Below are 20,486 nucleotides of genomic sequence, written 5' to 3'. Positions count from 1 at the left end.
ACTGGTCGTACGGGATCGGCGGGGCTGGGGCCGCCGAAACGGTTCGCCACCATTCTGGCGGATGACAGGAGTGAGTCCACCGCTGACAGATGACGGGCCGCGGTACGCCGCCGCTCAGCCCGTCAGGAGAACGATCTTGCCCCGGGTGCGGCCCTCGGCGCTGAGCGCCTGGGCGGAGGCGGCCTGGGCGAGCGGGAAGGTCGAGGCGACCGTGACGGTCAGCCGCCCGTCGTCGGCCAGGGCGGCGAGTTCGGCCAGGCCGGCGGCGTCGGGGCGGACCCAGACGTAGCGGCCGCCGCGCGCGACGACGCCGTAGTCGGCGACCGAGGCGATCCTGGCCGGGTCGGCGACCAGGCCGGCCGAGACCTCGACGGCGCCGCCGCCGACCAGGTCGAGGGCCGCGTCCACCCCGCCGGGGGCGAGCGCCCGGACCCGGTCGGCCAGGCCCTCGCCGTGGGCGACCGGCTCGGCGCCGAGCCCGCGCAGATAGTCGTGGTTGCGCTCGCCCGCCGTGCCGATCACCCGGGCGCCGAGCGCCCTGGCGATCTGGACGGCCAGGTGGCCGACGCCGCCGGCCGCGGCGTGCACCAGCACGGTGTCGCCCGCCGTGACCCGCAGCGCCTTCAGGCCCTGGAGGGCGGTGAGCCCGGCCAGCGGCAGGCCGCCGCTCTGCGCCCAGTCGAGCGCGGCGGGCCTGCGGGCCAGGGTGCGGACCGGGGCGGCGACCAGCTCGGCGTAGGTGCCGTGCTCGACGGCGTCCTTGCGGATGTAGCCGTAGACCTCGTCGCCGGGGGCGAACTCGGTGACCCCGCCGCCGACCGCGCGGACCACCCCGGCCGCGTCCCAGCCCATCACCAGCGGGAAGTGGACGTCCAGCAGCCCGTCCAGGTGCCCTTCGCGGATCTTCCAGTCCACCGGGTTCACACCGGCCGCCCTGACCTGCACCAGCACCGAGTCGGGCCCGACCTTGGGGTCGGGCAGATCGGTGTACTCGACCACCTCGGGGCCGCCGTAGCGGCTGATCGCGATTGCCTTCATGGCGACAGCCAACGCGATCGGGCCCGGATATCGATTCGGCCACGCCGGGAAGCGTCCGAACCGGCGAGCGGTTCTCGTCACATCGACAGGACGGCCATCGTCAGTCTGACGCTAACCGGTTATCATAGATAACGTCAGATAGACGAGAAGGCTGCACCGACCGATCGGCCGCACAGAAGGGCACCCGCCCGTGACCACCACCACCGAGACCTACGGCGTCGACCCCACTCCGACGCCGCTCGCTCTGCTGCTGCTCGGCCGTGAGGCCGATCCGAACAGCGAGCGCGGCGTCGAGTGCCCCGGCGACCTTCCCGCCGCCTCCGACCCGGACCTCGTCGAGCGCGCCCGCGTGGCCAAGGCCGCACTCGGTGACCGCGTCTTCATCCTCGGCCACCACTACCAGCGCGACGAGGTGATCGAGTTCGCCGATGTCACCGGTGACTCCTTCAAGCTCGCCCGCGACGCGGCCGCCCGCCCGGAGGCCGAGTACATCGTCTTCTGCGGCGTGCACTTCATGGCCGAGTCCGCGGACATCCTCACCGGCGACGCCCAGCAGGTCGTACTGCCCGACCTCGCGGCCGGCTGCTCGATGGCCGACATGGCCACCGCCGAGCAGGTCGCCGAGTGCTGGGACGTGCTCACCGACGCCGGCATAGCCGACGTGACCGTCCCGGTCTCGTACATGAACTCCTCCGCCGACATCAAGGCCTTCACCGGCCGGCACGGCGGCACCATCTGCACCTCGTCCAACGCCCAGCGGGCTCTGGAGTGGGCCTTCGAGCAGGGCGAGAAGGTGCTCTTCCTGCCCGACCAGCACCTCGGCCGCAACACCGCGGTGCGCGAGATGGGCTACTCGCTGGACGACTGCGTCCTCTACAACCCGCACAAGCCGAACGGCGGACTGACCACCGAGCAGCTGCGGAACGCCAAGATGATCCTCTGGCGCGGCCACTGCTCGGTGCACGGCCGGTTCTCGCTGGACTCGGTGAACGACGTCCGCGAGCGCATCCCGGGCGTCACCGTGCTGGTGCACCCGGAGTGCAGGCACGAGGTCGTCTCGGCCGCCGACATGGTGGGCTCGACCGAGTACATCATCAAGGCGCTGGACGCCGCCGAGCCGGGCTCCAAGTGGGCCATCGGCACCGAGCTGAACCTGGTCCGCCGGCTCGCCAAGGCGCACCCGGACAAGGAGGTCGTCTTCCTGGACCGGGCGGTCTGCTTCTGCTCCACCATGAACCGGATCGACCTGCCCCACCTGGTCTGGGCGCTGGAGTCGCTGGTCGAGGGCCGGGTGCCGAACGTGATCACCGTCGACCCGGAGACCGAGAAGTACGCCAAGGCGGCGCTGGACCGGATGCTGGCCCTGCCGTAGCCCCGGTACGGGCGAACGCGCGCCAAAGGGCGGGCCCCCTCCGTGACGGAGGGGGCCCGCCCTGTGTCTGGCGTCCGGCGCGAGACGGCAGCTACTCGGGGATGCCGGGGATCAGGCCGTCACCCTCGGCCCGCAGCAGCTGCCGGACCTCGTCGATCGTCGCGTCGGCATTCGGAAGGATCAGGTCGGACGGATCCAGCGAGTCCAGCGGCACCGGGGTGCCGAACTCCTTCACCGCGCCGAGCAGTTCTGCGAGCGCCCGCCGGAAGTGTTCCTCGTCCCCCGACTCCAGTGCGGCGAGAAGCTCCTCGTCGAGCTCGTTGAGCCGGTTCAGATGGTCGTCGCCGACCCTGAACTGCCCCTCACCCATGACCCTCATGATCATGCCGTGCGTCTCCCTGGTTCGTGGGGTGAAGCTCAGATCACTTGTTGTAGTTGATGCGCGGGGTGTCCTGCGGATGCGCGTCCTGCGGCTTGCCCTGCTCGATGGCCTGCGGACCGGCGGACGGCGAGCCGCCCGTCAGCTCGGCCTTCATCCGGGCCAGCTCCAGCTCGACGTCCGAGCCGCCGGCCACCCGCTCCAGCTCCGCCTCGATGTCGTCCTTGCGGCCGAGCCCGCTGGCGTCGTCGAGCGCGCCGGAGGCCAGCAGCTCGTCGATGGCGCCCGCACGGGCCTGCATCTGGGCCGTCTTGTCCTCGGCCCGCTGGATCGCCAGGCCGACGTCGCCCATCTCCTCCGAGATCCCCGAGAAGGACTCGGCGATCCTGGTCTGCGCCTGGGCGGCGGTGTAGGTGGCCTTGATGGTCTCCTTCTTGGTACGGAAGGCGTCCACCTTGGCCTGCAGCCGCTGGGAGGCGAGCGTGAGCTTCTCCTCCTCGGCCTGGAGCTGCTGGTACTGCGTCTCCAGGTCGGTGATCTGGGACTGCATGTTGGCCTTGCGGGTCAGCGCCTCGCGCGCGAGGTCCTCGCGGCCGAGCGACAGCGCCTTGCGACCCTGGTCCTCGTACTTCGCGGACTGCTGCTGAAGCTGGGTCAGCTGGAGTTCCAGGCGCTTGCGCGAGGTGGCTACGTCCGCGACGCCGCGACGTACCTTCTGCAGCAGCTCGAGCTGCTTCTGGTACGAATAGTCGAGCGTCTCACGCGGATCCTCCGCCCGGTCCAAGGCCTTGTTCGCCTTGGAGCGGAAGATCAGCCCCATACGCTTCATGATTCCGTCGCTCATGGGCCTCGGGTGCCCCCTTCTCCGGCCTGCGGTCTCTATCTCGTTACCAGACACGACGAGTGTATGTGCAGCGAGCCCTTCGCCGCAGTGCACCTGCCTGCAACAAGAGTGCTACAGCAATCCGCGCCACTGCCTCATCCCCGGGGTGGATCCGCCCCTCATTCCACCAACCGTCCATCGGAGTGATCCCCTACGGGAAGGCACCCTGAACCTCGCGTCGGACACGGGCCCCGGGGATCGATATGCGTTTGGGTCCAAGGGCACCGGAAGAAGCGCGCCCGCACCCCGTACGCTGGGGGTGTGTTCCGACGCCGTTCAGATGATGCCGCCGCCTCCGCCGCCGTGCTGGAGAAGCAGGACGAGACCACCCAGCCCCGCGACCCGCAGGCGAAGAAGGGCAGGCCCACGCCCAAGCGCAGTGAGGCCGAGGCTCACCGGCGTACCCGCGTGAGCGTGCCCAAGGACCGCAAGGAGGCCGCCCGCCAGTCGCGCGAGCGGATGCGGGCCGAGCGAGAGAAGCAGCGCACCGCGCTGCTGGAGGGTGACGAGCGCCACCTGCCGGCCCGTGACAAGGGCCCGGTGCGCAAGTTCGCCCGCGACTACGTGGACGCCCGCTGGTCGCTCGCCGAGTTCTTCCTGCCCGCGGCCGTGGTCATCCTGGTCCTCAGCATCGTGAAGGTGCCGGCCCTCCAACTGCTCTCCACCCTGCTCTTCCTGCTGTTCTTCGTCCTGGTGATCCTGGACTTCGTCCGCCTCGGCTTCGGTCTGCGCAAGCAGCTCGCCGAGCGTTTCGCCGGGCAGAACACCCGCGGCGCGGTCGCGTACGGCCTGATGCGCATCCTGCAGATGCGCAGGCTGCGGCTGCCCAAGCCGCAGGTGCGGCGCGGGGAGAAGCCCTGACCGCCGAGCCGGTGGACTCCGGCTGGGCCCCCCCGACCTGGGAGGGGCCCGGCCTGTACGCACTGCCGGGCCAGGGCGGCGGCGGCCACGACCGTCTCGGCGCCCACGACCGGCAGGCGCACGAGCGGCTGCCCTCGCGCAGCGGCTCCTTCGCCGGCGGCACCGGCCCCTGGCTGGAGCGACTCGGCGGCCTGCGCAACCTCGTCCGGCAGGAGCTGGTCGCCCGGCAGCTCACCGAGCAGCTGGCCGGCCGGACGACGCAGCGTGTTCTCGACATCGGCTGCGGCCAGGGCACCCAGGCACTGCGCCTGGCCCGGGCCGGCCACTTCGTCACCGGTATCGACTCCGACCCGGTCGCGCTCGGTGTCGCCCAGGGGGCGCTGGCCGAGGAGCCGCCCGAGGTGCGCGGCCGGATGCAGTTGCTCAGCGGTGACGGCCACCAGTGCGGACGCTGGTTCGGGCCGCGCAGTTTCGACGTGGTGCTCTGCCACGGCGTACTGATGTACCTGCCGGACCCCGATCCGATGATCGCCTCACTGGCCCGGCTGCTGGCGCCGGGCGGACTGCTCTCGCTGCTGGTCCGCAACCGCGACGCGCTGGCCCTGCGGCCCGCCGCCGCCGGGGACTGGCGGGCCGCCCTGCACGCCTTCGAGAGCGACCGCTACTACAACCGGCTCGGCCTGGCCGCCCGCGCCGACCGGCTCTCCGACCTCTCCGTCACCCTCTCCGAGGTGTCCGTCCCGCTGAAGCACTGGTACGGCGTGCGGGTCTTCACCGACAACGCGCCCGACGACGCGACGGCACCGGTGGACGGGCGGCAGCTGGCCCAGCTGCTGGAGGCCGAGGAGCGGGCCGGCCGCACCGACCCGTACCGGCAGGTCGCCGCGCTGCTGCACGTCCTCGGGGCGAAGTGAGCCGTTACGCCTCGTGCAGGCTCATCGCGTAGACCACCCGGTCGTCGTCGAGCAGCACGGCGGTGTCGACGCCGTCCTCGACCAGCTGCTTCCAGCTCTCCCCGATCCAGGTCTCGGCGTCGCCCTGGCCGGCGAACTCCTCCTGGCCCTCGCCCGGGGCCACCACGGTGCCGTCCGCCTTCTCGTACCGCCACGTCCAGACCATGACCGGTTCTCCTCACCCGACGACGCTACCGACGCTTGTGACGCTGTGTGCTGTGTGCTGTGTGCTGCGCACCTTAGCCTGCCCGGTCCGATCTTCCCTATGCCTCGGCGCGGTGCCGGCCGGGCGGCTCGGCGGCCGGCCGGACGGCGCGGTCGGGCAGGATGGGGCGCATGGCAGCCCACCCCGCACTCCCCCGCACCCTGATCCTCGGCGGCGCCCGCTCCGGCAAGTCCACCCGGGCCGAGCAGCTGCTCGCCGGCGACCCGGATGTCCTGTACGTGGCCACCGGCGGCACCCGGGACGGCGACGCCGAGTGGGCACAGCGGGTCGCCCTGCACCGCGAGCGGCGGCCGGGGAGCTGGCGCACGGCCGAGACCTGTGAGCTGGAGGCGGTCCTGGCGGACCGCGCCGACCCGGCACCGGTCCTGATCGACTGTCTGGCGCTCTGGCTGACCGCGGTGATGGACGAGTGCGGCGCCTGGGACGACGAGGTGTGGGCGGCCGGCGGCGAGGCCGCGGTCGGGCGGCGCTGCGAGGCGCTGGCGCAGGCCTGGGCGGCCACCGGTCGCCGGGTCGTGGCGGTCAGCAACGAGGTCGGCATGGGCGTCGTCCCGGCGACCGCCTCGGGCCGCCGCTTCCGCGACACCCTGGGCCGGCTGAACATGGCGGTGGCGGACGCCTCGGAGCGTGTGCTGCTGGTCGTGGCCGGGCAGGTTCTGACGGTCAAGCCCGCCGCAGACCGATGACCGGCTGCGTGTAGCCTTCCGACCGATGGACACGACCGTGGATCTCGATACGTTCTCCTCGCTCGTCGAGCGCCCCGACGAGAGCGCCCGGCGGGCCGCCGAGGAGCGCTGGCAGGCGCTGGACCGGCCGCGCGGCGGGCTCGGCAGGCTGGAGGAGCTGGGCAGCTGGCTGTCGTCCGTGCAGGGGCGCTCCCCGGTGCGGCCGCTGTCGGCGCCCAAGGTGGTGCTGTTCGCGGCCGACCACGGAGTGGCGGCCCTCGGGGTGTCCCGGCTGCCCGCCAAGGGCGGCACGGCCGCCCGGGTGCAGGCGGTGCTGGACGGCACCGCCCCCGTCGCCCTGCTCGCCCGGCGCTTCGGCGCCGAGGTGCGGGTGGTGGACGTGGCGGTGGACGCGGACCCGTCGGACTTCCCCGACGAGGTGGTCGCCCACCGGGTGCGGCGCGGCTCGGGCCGGATCGACGTCGAGGACGCGATGACGCCCGAAGAGACCGTCAGGGCGTTCCGGGCCGGCATGGCCGTCGCCGACGAGGAGGCCGACGCCGGCACCGACCTGGTGGTGCTGGGCGACCTCGGGGTCGGCGCGACCACGGTGGCGGCGGTGCTGGTCGGCGCGCTCTGCGGGACGGACGCCGCCGCGGTGACCGGGCGCGGCTCGGGCATCGACGACCGGGTGTGGATGGTCAAGTGCGCGACCGTCCGGGACTCGCTGCGGCGGGCCCGGCCGGTGCTCGGCGACCAGCTGGCGCTGCTCGGTGCCACCGGCGGCGCCGACTTCGCGGCGATCACCGGCTTCCTGCTCCAGGCCGCCGCGCGCAAGCTGCCGGTGGTGCTGGACGGCGTGGTCTCCTCGGCCTGCGCGCTGGTCGCGCAGCGGATCGCCTTCCGGGCGCCGGAGTGGTGGCGGGCCGGGCAGTCCAGCGGCGAGCCGGCCCAGGCCAAGGCGTACGACCGGCTCACCCTGACCCCCTTGCAGGAGCAGGGGATCATCATGGGCGAGGGCGTCGGCGCGCTGATGGCGCTGCCGCTGTTGCAGGCCGCGGCGGACACCCTGGCCGAGCAGACGCCCGTGCCGTTCGTCCCGGCGGCGCCGAAGGAACTGCCGAAGCTGCCCTCGGCGACCGAGCTGCTCGGCCGGCTCTGACCTCCGCCGCCACCCTGACGACGGTGCGGGGCAAGGCCGTTGACGGGGTGGTGGAAGACCGGGGCGCGCCCCGGCGAACGAACGGCCCCCGCGAGCGGGCGTAAGGAGCGGTGGGCGATGCCGGACAAGATGCCGGACAAGTCGCCGACGGCACCGGCCGGCTGGGGCGAGGGGCTGCGGTTCGCCTTCGGCACGCTGTCGGTGCTGCGGGTCCGGGTCGAGCGCTGGGACCGCCCGGCGGCGGCCCGGGCGATGGCGGCGGCCCCGGTGGTCGGGCTGGTGCTGGGGGCCTTGGCGGCGGCCGTGGGGGCGCCGGCCGCCTGGCGGGCCGGCGGGCCGCTCGGCGCGGTGGTCGCGGTGGGCGTACTGGCCGCGCTGACCCGGGGGTTGCACCTGGACGGCCTCGCCGACGTCGCCGACGGCCTGGGCAGCGGCAAACCCGCCGAGGACGCACTGCGCATCATGAAGCAGTCCGACATCGGGCCGTTCGGCGTACTGACACTCGTCCTGGTCCTGCTGGCCCAGATCGCCGCGCTGGCCGGACAGTTCGACGCCGGTGCGGCGCGCGGCGCGCTCGCGGTGCTCGCCTCGGCGACGGCCGCGCGATGCGCGCTCGCCTGGGGGTGCGCGCGGTCGGTGCCGGCCGCCCGGCCGGGCGGGCTCGGCGCGATGGTGGCGAGCACGGTGCCGCCCGCCACCGCCCTGCTGTCCTCGGCCGCCACGGCGCTGCTGCTGGCCGCTCTCGGCGCGCTTGACGGATGGTCAGTTCTCCGGCTGCCGACTGCCGTTGCGGTCGGCCTGGGCTGCGCCTGGCTGCTGCTGCGGCGCTGCGTCCGGCGGTTCGGCGGGGTCACCGGGGACGTCCTCGGGGCGATGGCGGAGACCGCCGCGACCGGCTGCCTGCTGACCCTGGCGCTGCTCGGCTGAGGCCGACGGCCGCACACCCTACCGAAAGGCGGGATACCGGGCGACGCGTGATCCCAGCATGCGGACTACCATGCGGGGAGCACCGCAGCCCTGCACCGTCGCAGGTCCTGCCCGCCCGGCGCGCGTTGAGGAGCCGGGGCCTCTGATGTGTGCGGCCGCCGCGACCGGCGGGCGCCCGCGCCAGGGGCCCCGGACCCGGCGCACGGCGGGCGGAACGACCCGCGCGGCGGCTCCGGGCTGTGCCGGTGCGTCAGCCGCGCCGTGACCGGCCGTGGACCGCGAAAGAACAGGACGCATTACGTGACTGCATTGTCTGTGAGCACCTCCTCCGCCGCCTCGCTGCGCGCGGACGCCCTGGTGATCGGTGTGGCGAAGGGCCCGAAGGGCATTGTGCTGGCCCCCGGCTCCGAGGCCGTGGCCGAGGCGTTCGAGGGCAAGCTGGCCGAGGTCCTCACCACCCTGGGCGCGACCGGCGCCGAGGGCGAGGCCGTCAAGGTGCCCTCCCCCGCCGGCCTGAAGGCCGCGCTCGTGCTCGCGGTCGGCCTCGGCGAGGCCGCCGACGGCGGCTACCCGGCCGAGGCGCTGCGCTGCGCCGCCGGTGTCGCCGCCCGCACCCTGGCCGGCGCCAAGAAGGCCGCGCTGGCACTGCCGGCCGAGTCCGCCGACGAGGTCGAGGCGGTCGCGCTGGGCGGCCTGCTCGGCGCGTACACGTTCGGCACCTACAAGAACAGCGGCGCCAAGGAGCCGGTCGGCGAGCTGGTCCTGCTCGTCGCCCGCAAGGGCAGCAAGGACGCCAAGGCCGCGGTCGAGCGCGCCCTGGCCGTCGGCGAGGAGATGAACCGCGCCCGCGACCTGGTCAACACCGCCCCGAACGACCTGAACCCGAAGGGCTTCGCCGCGATCGCCCAGGCCGCCGGCAAGGAGCACGGCCTCAAGGTCGAGGTGCTGGACGAGAAGGCGCTGCTCAAGGGCGGCTTCGGCGGCCTGCTGGGCGTCGGCAACGGCTCGGCCAACCCGCCCCGGCTGGTGAAGGTGGCGTACACCCACCCGAAGGCCAGGGCGAGCCTGGCGTTCGTCGGCAAGGGCATCACCTACGACTCGGGCGGCATCTCGCTGAAGCCGGCCGGCCACAACGAGACCATGAAGTGCGACATGGCGGGCGCCGCCGCGGTGTTCGCCGCCGTGGTCGCCGCCAAGCGCCTGGGCCTGGCCGTCAACGTCACCGGCTGGCTGGCGCTGGCGGAGAACATGCCGTCCGGCTCGGCCACCCGCCCGGGCGACGTGCTGAAGATGTACGGCGGCAAGACCGTCGAGGTGCTGAACACCGACGCCGAGGGCCGTCTGGTGCTGGCCGACGCGATCGTGCGGGCCGGCGAGGAGAACCCGGACGTCATCGTCGACGTGGCGACGCTGACCGGCGCGATGATGGTGGCTCTGGGCAACCGCACCTTCGGTGTGATGGCCAACAACGACGAGCTGCGCGAGACGCTGCACACCGTCGCGGGCGAGGCCGGCGAGCCGTCCTGGCCGATGCCGCTGCCGGCCGAGCTGCGCAAGGGCATGACCGAGTCGACCATCGCCGACCTGGCCAACATGGGCGACCGGATGGGCGGCGGCCTGGTGGCCGGCCTGTTCCTGCAGGAGTTCGTGGCCGAGGGCATCGACTGGGCCCACCTGGACATCGCCGGCCCGGCCTTCCACGAGGGCGCGCCGTTCGGCTACACCCCCAAGGGCGGCACCGCGACCGCGGTGCGCACCCTGGTCCGCTTCGCCGAGCAGACCGCGGCGGGCGCCAAGGCCTGATCCGAAGCCTGAGCGGACGGGGCCCGGCGCGGTTGCGCCGGGCCCCGTCGGCTTCCCACCCGCGGTTACCTGCGGGTAGGGAACGAACCCGCGGTGTGCACTCTTGTTCGCTACTGGCGAAACTTTGTTCCACAGTGCGGAACCCGCCACGCCCCGGCCCGCCGGGGGCGTCGGCACCACCGCCGTCAATACCGCCGTGAGCTGCGGTGATGTCCTTCCGTCGGGGGTATTCCCACCCCGGTGACCGCCCTGACGGACACCCCTGGAGCGGACCCGGACATCAGCCGCCGTGAACAAGTGCGAAGATGTATTTCCGGCACGACTGGGCGCCCCACAAGGGCTTCCCGACCCACCGGACCGTGACCGGCCCGGCGATCCACACCCCATTGCATGGAGGACGTGACGTGGCGAACGACGCCAGCACCGTTTTCGACGTAGTCATTCTCGGAGGCGGAAGCGGCGGTTACGCCGCGGCGCTCCGCGCCGCTCAGCTGGGCCAGAGTGTCGCCCTGGTCGAGAAGGGCGAGCTGGGCGGCACCTGCCTGCACCGAGGCTGCATCCCGACCAAGGCGCTGCTGCACGCCGCCGAGATCGCGGACGAGACGAAGGAGGCCGCCGAGTTCGGCGTGCTGGCCACCTTCCAGGGCATCGACATCAACGGCGTCCACAAGTACAAGGACGACGTCATCGCCGGCCTGTACAAGGGCCTGCAGGGCCTGGTGGCCTCCCGCAAGGTCACCTTCATCCAGGGCGAGGGCAAGCTCTCCTCGCAGACCTCGGTGGACGTCAACGGCCAGCGCATCGAGGGCCGCCACATCGTCCTGGCCACCGGCTCCGTGCCGAAGTCGCTCCCGGGCCTGACCATCGACGGCGACCGCGTGATCTCCTCCGACCACGCCCTCAAGCTCGACCGCATCCCGAAGTCGGCCGTCATCCTCGGCGGCGGCGTGATCGGCGTCGAGTTCGCCTCGGTCTGGAAGTCCTTCGGCGTCGACGTCACCATCGTCGAGGCGCTGCCGCACCTGGTCCCGCTGGAGGACGAGAACTCCTCCAAGCTGCTGGAGCGCGCCTTCCGCAAGCGCGGCATCAAGTTCGAGCTGAAGGCCCGCTTCTCCGGCGTCGAGTACACCGAGACCGGTGTGCGCGTCTCCACCGAGAACGGCAAGCAGATCGACGCCGACCTGCTGCTCGTCGCCATCGGCCGTGGCCCGGTCTCGGCCGGTCTCGGCTACGAGGAGAACGGCGTCGCGATGGACCGCGGCTACGTCCTCGTCGACGAGTACATGCGCACCAACGTGCCCACCATCTCGGCCGTCGGCGACCTCGCACCGACCCTGCAGCTGGCCCACGTCGGCTTCGCCGAGGGCATCCTGGTCGCCGAGCGCCTGGCCGGCCTGAAGGCCGTGCCGATCGACTACGACGGCGTCCCGCGCGTGACCTACTCCAACCCCGAGGTCGCCTCCGTCGGCATCTCCGAGGCCAAGGCCGTGGAGCTGTACGGCAAGGAGAAGGTCGTCACCCTCAAGTACAACCTGGCCGGCAACGGCAAGAGCAAGATCCTGAAGACCGCCGGCGAGATCAAGCTCGTCCAGGTCAAGGACGGCGCCGTGGTCGGCGTCCACATGGTCGGCGCCCGCATGGGCGAGCAGGTCGGCGAGGCCCAGCTGATCTACAACTGGGAGGCACTGCCGGCCGAGGTCGCGCAGCTCATCCACGCCCACCCGACCCAGTCCGAGGCCCTGGGCGAGGCGCACCTGGCGCTGGCCGGCAAGCCGCTGCACGCGCACGACTGATCGCGCTCCCCAATCCCCCATTCCAGTACGCAAGACTTGATAGGAGTCGCTGAAACCATGGCGGTCTCAGTAACACTGCCCGCGCTGGGCGAGAGCGTTTCCGAGGGAACCGTCACCCGTTGGCTGAAGGCCGAGGGTGAGCGCGTGGAGGTCGACGAGCCGCTGCTCGAGGTCTCCACCGACAAGGTCGACACCGAGATCCCGGCCCCGGCTTCGGGCATCCTGGCCTCGATCAAGGTCGGCGAGGACGAGACCGTCGAGGTCGGCGCCGAGCTGGCGATCATCGACGACGGCACCGGCGCCCCGGTCGCGGCCCCCGCGCCGGCCGCCGAGGCCGCGCCCGCCGCCGCTCCGGCTCCGGTCGCCCCGGTTGCCGCTCCGGCCCCGGCCGCGCCGGTCGCCGAGGCCCCGGCCGCGGCCGCCCCGGCCGCCGACGCCACCCCGGTCCTGCTGCCCGCGCTGGGCGAGTCGGTCACCGAGGGCACCGTCACCCGCTGGCTGAAGGCCGAGGGTGAGACGGTCGAGATCGACGAGCCGCTGCTCGAGGTCTCCACCGACAAGGTCGACACCGAGATCCCGTCGCCGGTCGCCGGCGTCGTCGTGAAGATCCTGGTCGGCGAGGACGAGACCGCCGAGGTCGGCGCCCAGCTGGCGCTGATCGGTGCCGCCGGTGCCGCCGCTCCGGCTCCGGCCCCGGTTGCCGCTCCGGCTCCGGTCGCCGCCCCCGCTCCGGTTGCCCCGGCCGCCCCGGTGGCCGCTGCTCCGGCTCCGGTCGCCGCCCCGGCTCCGGTCGCCCCGGCCGCCCCGGCTCCGGTCGCCCCGGCCGCCCCGGCCCCGGTCGCCCCGGCCCCCGTCGCCGCTCCGGCCGCCCCGGTGGCCGACGCCGGTGATGCCTACGTCACCCCGCTGGTGCGCAAGCTCGCCGCCGAGCAGGGCGTCGCCCTGACCGCCGTCACCGGCACCGGTGTCGGCGGCCGTATCCGCAAGCAGGACGTCATCGCCGCCGCCGAGGCCGCGAAGGCCGTACCGGCCCCCGTCGCCGCCGCTCCGGCCGCCGCGCCGAAGGCCGCCGCCGCGCCGTCCCCGCTGCGGGGCCAGACCGTCAAGATGACCCGCATGCGCAAGGTCATCGGCGACAACATGATGAAGGCCCTGCACGAGCAGGCCCAGCTGACCAGCGTGGTCGAGGTGGACCTCACCAAGATCATGTCGCTGCGCGGCAAGGCCAAGGACGCCTTCCTCGCCCGTGAGGGCGTGAAGCTGTCCCCGATGCCGTTCTTCGTCAAGGCCGCCGCCCAGGCGCTGAAGAGCCACCCGGTCATCAACGCCCGGATCAACGACGCCGAGGGCACCATCACCTACTTCGACTCCGAGAACATCGGTATCGCGGTGGACTCCGAGAAGGGTCTGATGACCCCGGTCATCAAGGGTGCGGGCGACCTCAACATCGCCGGCATCTCCAAGAAGACCGCGGAGCTGGCCGGCAAGGTGCGCGACAGCAAGATCACCCCGGACGAGCTGTCCGGCGCCACCTTCACCATCAGCAACACCGGCTCGCGCGGTGCGCTGTTCGACACCGTCATCGTCCCGCCGAACCAGGCCGCCATCCTGGGCATCGGCGCGACCGTCAAGCGCCCGGTCGTCATCGAGGCCGACGGCGGCACCGCCATCGGCATCCGCGACATGACCTACCTGTCGCTCTCCTACGACCACCGCCTGGTGGACGGCGCCGACGCCGCCCGCTACCTGGTGGCCGTCAAGGAGATCCTGGAGGCCGGCGAGTTCGAGGTCGAGCTCGGCCTGTAAGGCACCAGCGAGCACGGCAGTCCCCGGAGCCCCGCGTCGTCCCCGGACGGCGCGGGGCTCCGCGTTTTCGTGGCCCCCCGTCTCCGGGGGTTTCCGCGTTTCGTGAGCCCATCGCATGCGGTTGCGCGGGTGAACGGGGATGCTGGAGCGGTGATGGACGAGACCGACTTCTGGCAGATCATCGACGAGACCCGGGAGGCCGCCGAGGGCGACCCGGACGAGCAGGCGGAGCGCCTGGTGGAGCGGCTCGTCCAGCTGACCCCGGACGACGTCATCGACTTCGCGCGGCTCTTCGAGGCCCGCTTCCAGCGCGCCTACCGCATCGACCTCTGGGGAGCGGCCTACCTGCTGCTGGACGGTGCCTCCGAGGACACCTTCGACTTCTTCCGCTGCTGGCTGATCGGTCAGGGCCGGGAGGTGTTCGAGGGCGGGCTGTACGATCCGGACGACCTGGCGGAGCTGCTGCCCGGCTTCGACGAGGAGGAGGACGGCGAGGCCGAGGATCTCGGCTACGCCGCCGACGAGGCGTACGAGCAGTTGACCGGGCTGCCGCTGCCCGAGGTGGGCGGGCGGCAGCCCGCGCGGCCGGCCGGTGCGGCCCTGGACTTCGACGATCCGGACACCATGGCGAAGCGTTTCCCCAAGCTCTGGGAGCGCTACGGGGACTGACACACGCCTCCCGCCGGGCGACCGGAGCGGGCCCCGGGGGTGGCTCGCGGGAGACGCCCCCGGCGGGCGTCAGGTGGTGGAGCCGGTGGCGGTGCCGTCCTGCTTGATGCCCTTGAGGATCTGGTCGAGCACGGTCGGGTCGGGTGCGCTCGGGTCGTCGTCCACCCCGCCCTCGAAGGCGACGTAGCCGCCGCCCTTGGCCGGGACGGCCGCCAGCAGGACGTAGCCCCGGGTGCCGTCGGTGGTCTTGATGCGCCAGCGCACGGCGTACCCCGGGACGCCCGCCACCGTGGTGGCGAAGGAGCCCGCGTCGGTGTGCGAGGCGATGCCGGTGAAGATCGCCGCCGCGTAGGCGGGCATCGCCGCCTCGGCCGCCGCGCGGGCGCTGGCGCCCGCGATGGTCTCCTTCTCGACCGAGAACTGGCCGCGGATGCACGAGCCGCCGCCCGGGCACGTGTACCGGCCGGTGCCCAGGAAGACCGTCGAGTGCGCGCTGTCGGTCTGGGCGTCCCAGTCCTCGAAGACCGGCACGATGATGGCGTGCCGGCTGTCGGAGACGGTGTCCTTGACGATCGGCGCGGGGAGCGGGGTCGTCGTCGGGGTGGGCGTGCGCGGGGTCGGGGTCGGGCTGGGGCTCGAGCTGTCCGAGACGGTGACCGTGGGCGTCGGCGCCGGGCCCGCCTGCGGCTTGTCGCTGTTGTTGAGCGCGATCCCGGCCACCACACCGACCACGGCCAGCACCGCGAGGACGACGGCGACGGCCACGCCCGGCTTCATCCGGCCCGGCCGCGGTGGGGGCGGGTAGCCGCCCTGGGGGTAGCCGTAGGCCTGCGCGGCCTGGCCCGGGTAGCCGTAGCCGGGGGCGCCCTGCTGCGGGGCTCCGTAGCCGTATGCGGGTGGCGGGGCGGAGACCGGCTGCTGCGGGGGCTGCCAGGTCTGGGTCGGGGCGTCGGCGAGCTGGGCACCGCCCGCCTGGACGGGACGGACGTCACTGGTCCAGGCGTTGCCGTCCCACCAGCGCTCATGACCGGCTGCGCCGTCCGCACCCGGTACCGGGTACCACCCGGGAGGCGTCGAATTGCTCACGGCCGTACGGTACCCGGCGCGGCAGCACCCCAGACAGGTGCGGATTGTCACGACTCTGCACCACCCACGCCAGCGATCTGACGATTCGTCAGACGGATGGGGCGGGTGGTGCAGGTGATCCGGTCAAGCGGCCAGGGCGGCTCAGGCGGTCAGCGACCGGGCCATCCAGATGTCGTCCACGTACTGGCCGTCGATCAGGAACTCCTCGGCGAGCGAGCCCTCGACGACGAAGCCGCAGCTCTCGTAGAGCCGCCGGGCCGGGGCGTTGTGGCCGAGCACGCGCAGGGTCATCCGGCGGGCGCCCTGTTCCTTGGCGGCCTCGCAGGCGGCCTCGACCAGCGACCGCCCGATGCCCCGGCCGCGGACCGAGGAGTCGACGGCCAGGCCCTGGATCTGACGGACGTGCTGGTTGCTGGCCAGCGGGGTGGGCGGGACCGGGCGGACGTAGCCGACGATCCGGCCGCCGAGCAGGGCGAGCAGGAACTGGTCCGGGAGGTGACGCTCGTCGAAGACGCCGTCCTCCTCCGCGGGCCGCGGGGAGACCTCGGAAAGGGTGGACCAGGTGGCGCGGTTGAGGGTGGCGAGCTCCTGTTCGTCCTCGGGCTGCGCGGAACGGATGATCAGATCGTCGTCGGACATGCGCGTCATGCTAATCAGCCGCGTCCCGAAGGCATACGGATTTTGAGCTGCGAGGATGGGCCCATGCGCATCGCGGTCACAGGCTCCACGGGATTGATCGGCTCGGCACTCGTCCACTCGCTGCTGGCGGACGGCCACGAGGTGGTCCGGCTGGTCCGGCACCGCTCCAGGACGGGCCCACAGGCCGACGGGACGACGGCGATCGGCTGGAACCCCCAGCTGGGCCAGGTCGACCGGGACGGGCTGGCCGGCGTCGAGGCGGTGGTGCACCTGGCCGGCGCCGGGGTCGGCGACGGCCGCTGGACGGACTCCTACAAGCGGGAGATCCGGGAGAGCCGGGTGCTCGGCACCGAGACGCTGGCCGTCGCGCTGGCGAACCTGAAGGAGCCGCCCCGGGTGCTGGTCAGCGCCTCCGCGGTCGGCCTGTACGGACAGACCGGCGACCGGGTGATCGACGAGGACTCCCCCGCCGGGGACGACTTCCTGGCCGAGGTCTGCGTCGAGTGGGAGGCCGCCGCCCGGCCCGCCGAGCGGGCCGGCATCCGGGTGGTCCACCCGCGCACCGGACTGGTGCTCTCCGCCGCCGGCGGGGCCGGTGGGCGGCTGTTCCCGCTCTTCCGGCTGGGGCTCGGCGGGCGGCTCGGCGACGGGCGCCAGTACTGGAGCTACATCTCGCTGGCCGACGAGGTCGCCGCGCTGCGGTTCCTGATCGACCGGGACGACCTCGCCGGCGCCTTCAACCTCACCGCGCCGGAGCCGGTGACCAACGCCGAGCTGACGGCGGCACTCGGGCGGGCGCTGAAGCGGCCGACGCCGTTCCCGGTGCCGGAGGCGGTGCTGAAGGCCGTGCTGGGCGAGCTGGCGATCGAGGTGGTCGGCAGCCACCGGGTGGTGCCCCGGCGGCTGCTGGAGGCCGGATTCCGGTTCGAACACCCGGACGTGGACTCGGCGGTGCGGGCGGCGCTGTAGGCGCGCTCCGGGTTCGGCGGTACGTCGGCGTTGCGTCGGCGCATGTCGGTGTTGCGTCGGCGCTGCGGTCGTCGCGGTGCCGTTGGTGGTGTCGCCGATGGTGTCGTTGGTGCGGTTGTCGCACCGGGACGGCCGCCCCGGCCCGTCCACTCTCGTCCGCGTACGCCCGCTACGGCGTTTGCCCTGGCCAGGGGCATATGCCGGGCGGGGAACCGACGGGGCTCCCGGGAGGGGCGCACGGGAGCACACGGCGGGCGCGTCGCACGCCCCCGGTGACCGTGCGCGCCCGTAGCCCCCGAACCCGGCCCCTTGGGCGCACAGTCCGTGACCGCGCCCCCGCCGGATGCCGCCGAGCCCTTTCCGGGCCCGGGATACGGCCCGGTACGACGGTCTGACGCTCACATTGACTGGGCATCACATCGTCGGACCGTGTCCCGGCACCCCGCTGCCTGCGTCGGCCGAAGCTCCGGGACCAGGGAGGGAGCACGCCAGTGCCCACGTACGACTTCACTCGCCGCGCTCGCCGGCAGTCCGACCCGGACGTCATCGTGGTGGGCGCCGGCCTCGCGGGCCTGGCCGCCGCCCGCGCGCTCACCGGCCATGGCCTGTCCGTCCAGGTCCTGGAGACCACGGACCGGATCGGCGGCCGGATGGCCACCCGCGAGCTGGACGGATTCCGGCTCGACCACGGCAGCCACCTGCTGAACACCGCCTTCCCCGAACTCCGCCGCACACTCGACCTCGACCGCCTCGATCTGCGGCCCCTCGCCCCCGGCGTGCTGGTCCACAGCGGCGGCCGCCGCTACCGCGCCGGGGACCCGCAGCTGACCGCCGCCCGGCAGGCCACCACCCGGGCACCGCTGGGCAGTCCGCTGGACAAGGCCCGGCTGGGCAACTGGCTCAGCCGGCTCGCCGCCACCCCGGCCGGGCGGCTGCAGGCCCGGCCGGAGACCACCGCCGCCCGCGCGCTCGCCGAACGCGGCCCGGCCCCCCGCACCGTCGACGGCTTCCTGCGGCCGCTGCTGAGCGCCCTGCTCAGCGACCCGGACCTGGGCACCAGCAGCCGGATCGCCGACCTGGTGCTGCGCTCCTACGCGCGCGGACGGCTCTGTCTGCCCGCCGCCGGAATCGCGGCCGTGCCGGCCCAGCTCGCCGCCGCCCTGCCCGCCGGCACCGTGCGGACCGGGGTGCAGGTCACCTCCATCACGGCCGACGGTGTGGAGACCGCCGGGCACGGACGGATCGGTGCGCAGGCCGTCGTGGTGGCCACCGACGGACAGTCCGCCACCGGGCTGCTGCCGGGGCTGCGGCTGCCCGACTTCCACCCCGTGACCACCTTCTACCACGCGGCCCACCGGCCCCCGGTCGGCGAGGCCGTCCTGCTGCTCGACGGCGACCGGCCCGGCGGCCACCCGCCGCTGGTCTCGCACTCGCTGGTACTCAGCGAGCTGCACCCCTCGTACGCCCCGGCCGGACAGGCGTTGATCGCGACCACCGTGCTCGGGCGGCGTTCCTTCGACGCCGGCGGGCCCGCCGCACTCGAACCGGCGGTGCGCGGGCGGCTGGCGGAGCTGTACGGGACACCGACCAAGGGCTGGCACTTCCTGAGCGTGCGGCACCTGCCCGACGCCCTGCCGGCCATGCCGCCGCCGCACAACAGCCGGCGCCCGGTCCGGGTGCTGGCCGGGCTGTACGTCTGCGGCGACCACCGGGACACCAGCAGCGTCCAGGGTGCGCTGGTCTCGGGGCGGCGGGCGGCACAGGCCGTGGTGCGCGACCTCGGCCTGCCGACCGCGCCCCGGGCGGTGGAGGCGGCGGCCTAGGCGTGTCTACGGCGGCGCGGGCCGCTCTCCCGTGGCGGCAGGGGGTGGCACCCGCGGTGGCGTGAACACGTGACCGGGCTGCGATGGCGGCAACCGACGACATGCCAGTATGCCGATATGACCGCTAATCGGATGGCATTCCCCTCTCGGCCGGTTGCGCGGTGAGCGCCGGAGTCCAGGTCCAGCCCCTGGCGCTGATCCTGATCCCGGCCGCCGCCGTGGCCGCGCCGCTGCTCGCCGACCGGCTGCTGCGGTGGATCGCCGTGCCGACCGTGGTGTTCGAGATCGTGCTCGGCGTCCTGATCGGCCCGGACGTCCTGGACTGGGCGCACGTCGGCGGCCTGGTCGACGCGTTCTCGCGGTTCGGCCTGGCCATGCTGATGTTCCTGGCCGGCTACGAGATCGACTTCGCCAGGCTGCGCGGCGGCCCGCTCAGACGGGCGGGCGCCGCGTGGCTGACGACCCTGGCGGTGGCGCTGGGGGTGGGCGCGATGGTCAACCGCGACCCGCTGAACGGCGCCTTCGCCGGGCTGGCGCTCACCACCACCGCGCTCGGCACCATCCTGCCGATCCTCCGCGACGCCGGTGAACTGCCCACCCCGTTCGGCTCGTTGGTGATGGCCACCGGCGCGGTCGGCGAGTTCGGGCCGATCATCGCGATCGCGGCGCTGCTCAGCGGCAACACCCCGGCCAGGGCCGCCGTCATCCTTGGCGCCTTCGCGGTGATCACGGTGGTCGCGGTGAGCTGCGCCCGCCGGCCCCGGCCGGCGTGGATGACCCGGCTGATCCGGCACACCCTGCGCACCTCCGGGCAGTTCGCGATCCGCACGGTGATGCTGGTGCTCGCGGCGATGGTGGCCGCCGCACTCTGGCTCGACCTGGACATGCTGCTCGGCGCCTTCACCGCCGGCGTCGTCTCCCATCTGCTGCTATCCGACGTGCCGGAGGCCGAGGAGGCGGTGATCGAGGCCAAGCTGGAGGGCATCGGCTTCGGCTTTCTCGTCCCGGTGTTCTTCGTCGTCAGCGGGATGAAGTTCGACCTGGACGCGCTGCTGAACGAACCCGGCACGATGCTGCTCGTCCCGGTGTTCCTGCTGCTGCTCCTGGTGGTGCGCGGGCTGCCCGCCGCGCTGCTCGCGCCGATCGGGCTCGGGCGGCGCGACCGCGCGGCGCTCGGGCTGTACGGCGCGACGGCGCTGCCGCTGGTCGTGGTGATCACCACGATCGAGGTGAACGCGGATCACCTGCCGTCCTCCACGGCGGCCGCGCTGGTCGGTGCGGGCATGCTCTCCGTCCTGCTCTTCCCGCTGCTGGCCCAGCAGTTGCGCGGCGGCGCGCGCCCGCCGGCGGAGCAGGGCCGGCCCCGGGTACGCGCCGAGAGCTGGTGAGCCCCGCCGGCCGGCCCTCGCCCGGGCGGGCGGCGGCCGGCCAT

At 73.3% G+C, this 20,486-nt stretch carries 19 protein-coding genes; 13 read left to right on the top strand and 6 right to left on the bottom strand.

What is annotated here, in order from left to right; translation table 11 throughout:
- Positions 1–114: 114 nt before the first annotated feature.
- The gene (locus ACIO5D_RS36980) at positions 115–1,038 is read right to left on the bottom strand and encodes an NADP-dependent oxidoreductase (RefSeq protein ID WP_400659001.1); all 924 of its coding nucleotides are present in this window, start codon (positions 1,036–1,038) and stop codon (positions 115–117) included.
- A 190-nt stretch (positions 1,039–1,228) separates the two neighbouring features.
- Here ACIO5D_RS36980 and nadA point away from each other — a divergent pair, with 190 nt between their 5' ends.
- Positions 1,229–2,410, top strand: coding sequence for a quinolinate synthase NadA (nadA, locus tag ACIO5D_RS36975; RefSeq protein WP_363611389.1), 1,182 nt, complete (start codon positions 1,229–1,231; stop codon positions 2,408–2,410).
- 91 nt (positions 2,411–2,501) lie between these two features.
- Here nadA and ACIO5D_RS36970 read toward each other — a convergent pair whose 3' ends face one another.
- Positions 2,502–2,795: a hypothetical protein gene (locus ACIO5D_RS36970; protein ID WP_363611391.1), complete on the bottom strand. Its 294-nt coding sequence runs from the start codon at positions 2,793–2,795 to the stop codon at positions 2,502–2,504.
- Positions 2,796–2,832: 37 nt separating this feature from the next.
- Positions 2,833–3,633, bottom strand: coding sequence for a PspA/IM30 family protein (locus ACIO5D_RS36965; protein WP_363611393.1), 801 nt, complete (start codon positions 3,631–3,633; stop codon positions 2,833–2,835).
- Positions 3,634–3,933: 300 nt separating this feature from the next.
- Between ACIO5D_RS36965 and ACIO5D_RS36960 the strand changes: the two genes are divergently transcribed.
- Entirely contained in the window at positions 3,934–4,533 is a 600-nt protein-coding gene (locus tag ACIO5D_RS36960; protein ID WP_363611395.1) for a DUF3043 domain-containing protein, read from the top strand.
- A gap of 173 nt (positions 4,534–4,706) precedes the next feature.
- On the top strand, positions 4,707–5,447 hold the full coding sequence (locus ACIO5D_RS36955; RefSeq protein ID WP_363611483.1) for a methyltransferase domain-containing protein: 741 nt from the start codon (positions 4,707–4,709) through the stop codon (positions 5,445–5,447).
- Positions 5,448–5,451: 4 nt separating this feature from the next.
- On the opposite strand, the gene ACIO5D_RS36950 is transcribed toward ACIO5D_RS36955, so the two are convergent.
- Positions 5,452–5,652 carry a hypothetical protein gene (locus ACIO5D_RS36950; protein ID WP_363611397.1) on the bottom strand — a complete coding sequence of 67 codons (201 nt, stop codon included), beginning with the start codon at positions 5,650–5,652 and terminating at the stop codon, positions 5,452–5,454.
- A gap of 170 nt (positions 5,653–5,822) precedes the next feature.
- Here ACIO5D_RS36950 and cobU point away from each other — a divergent pair, with 170 nt between their 5' ends.
- The 7 genes from cobU (at position 5,823) to ACIO5D_RS36915 (ending at position 14,537) form a co-directional block, all read left to right on the top strand.
- Complete coding sequence (cobU, locus tag ACIO5D_RS36945) at positions 5,823–6,398, top strand: bifunctional adenosylcobinamide kinase/adenosylcobinamide-phosphate guanylyltransferase (RefSeq protein WP_400800616.1); 576 nt, start codon at positions 5,823–5,825, stop codon at positions 6,396–6,398.
- A 25-nt stretch (positions 6,399–6,423) separates the two neighbouring features.
- Positions 6,424–7,539, top strand: a complete 1,116-nt coding sequence (cobT, locus tag ACIO5D_RS36940) for a nicotinate-nucleotide--dimethylbenzimidazole phosphoribosyltransferase (RefSeq protein WP_363611399.1) — start codon at positions 6,424–6,426, stop codon at positions 7,537–7,539.
- A gap of 117 nt (positions 7,540–7,656) precedes the next feature.
- Positions 7,657–8,466: an adenosylcobinamide-GDP ribazoletransferase gene (locus tag ACIO5D_RS36935; protein ID WP_400800613.1), complete on the top strand. Its 810-nt coding sequence runs from the start codon at positions 7,657–7,659 to the stop codon at positions 8,464–8,466.
- A 300-nt stretch (positions 8,467–8,766) separates the two neighbouring features.
- Positions 8,767–10,269, top strand: a complete 1,503-nt coding sequence (locus ACIO5D_RS36930; protein ID WP_363611403.1) for a leucyl aminopeptidase — start codon at positions 8,767–8,769, stop codon at positions 10,267–10,269.
- Positions 10,270–10,673: 404 nt separating this feature from the next.
- Entirely contained in the window at positions 10,674–12,062 is a 1,389-nt protein-coding gene (gene lpdA, locus ACIO5D_RS36925) for a dihydrolipoyl dehydrogenase (RefSeq protein ID WP_363611405.1), read from the top strand.
- Between the two features lie 57 nt (positions 12,063–12,119).
- Entirely contained in the window at positions 12,120–13,868 is a 1,749-nt protein-coding gene (sucB, locus tag ACIO5D_RS36920; protein ID WP_400800610.1) for a 2-oxoglutarate dehydrogenase, E2 component, dihydrolipoamide succinyltransferase, read from the top strand.
- Positions 13,869–14,021: 153 nt separating this feature from the next.
- Positions 14,022–14,537 (top strand): DUF4240 domain-containing protein, encoded by a 516-nt coding sequence (locus ACIO5D_RS36915; protein WP_363611409.1) that lies wholly within the window; start codon positions 14,022–14,024, stop codon positions 14,535–14,537.
- A gap of 69 nt (positions 14,538–14,606) precedes the next feature.
- Here the strand turns inward: ACIO5D_RS36915 and ACIO5D_RS36910 are convergent, their stop codons facing one another.
- Positions 14,607–15,623: a DUF2510 domain-containing protein gene (locus ACIO5D_RS36910; protein ID WP_400800607.1), complete on the bottom strand. Its 1,017-nt coding sequence runs from the start codon at positions 15,621–15,623 to the stop codon at positions 14,607–14,609.
- 141 nt (positions 15,624–15,764) lie between these two features.
- Positions 15,765–16,262, bottom strand: a complete 498-nt coding sequence (locus ACIO5D_RS36905; RefSeq protein ID WP_363611413.1) for a GNAT family N-acetyltransferase — start codon at positions 16,260–16,262, stop codon at positions 15,765–15,767.
- Positions 16,263–16,325: 63 nt separating this feature from the next.
- Between ACIO5D_RS36905 and ACIO5D_RS36900 the strand changes: the two genes are divergently transcribed.
- From ACIO5D_RS36900 to ACIO5D_RS36890, 3 genes are all read left to right on the top strand, one after another.
- Positions 16,326–17,231: a TIGR01777 family oxidoreductase gene (locus ACIO5D_RS36900; protein WP_363611415.1), complete on the top strand. Its 906-nt coding sequence runs from the start codon at positions 16,326–16,328 to the stop codon at positions 17,229–17,231.
- 491 nt (positions 17,232–17,722) lie between these two features.
- Positions 17,723–19,054, top strand: coding sequence for an FAD-dependent oxidoreductase (locus ACIO5D_RS36895; RefSeq protein WP_363611417.1), 1,332 nt, complete (start codon positions 17,723–17,725; stop codon positions 19,052–19,054).
- Between the two features lie 161 nt (positions 19,055–19,215).
- Positions 19,216–20,442, top strand: a complete 1,227-nt coding sequence (locus ACIO5D_RS36890; protein WP_400659014.1) for a cation:proton antiporter — start codon at positions 19,216–19,218, stop codon at positions 20,440–20,442.
- Positions 20,443–20,486 lie beyond the last annotated feature (44 nt).

Origin of the sequence: Kitasatospora sp. NPDC087315 (assembly GCF_044744345.1) — a bacterium.
In the GTDB taxonomy this organism is placed as follows: domain Bacteria; phylum Actinomycetota; class Actinomycetes; order Streptomycetales; family Streptomycetaceae; genus Kitasatospora.
This window is presented reverse-complemented; position numbering and strand designations above follow the sequence as displayed.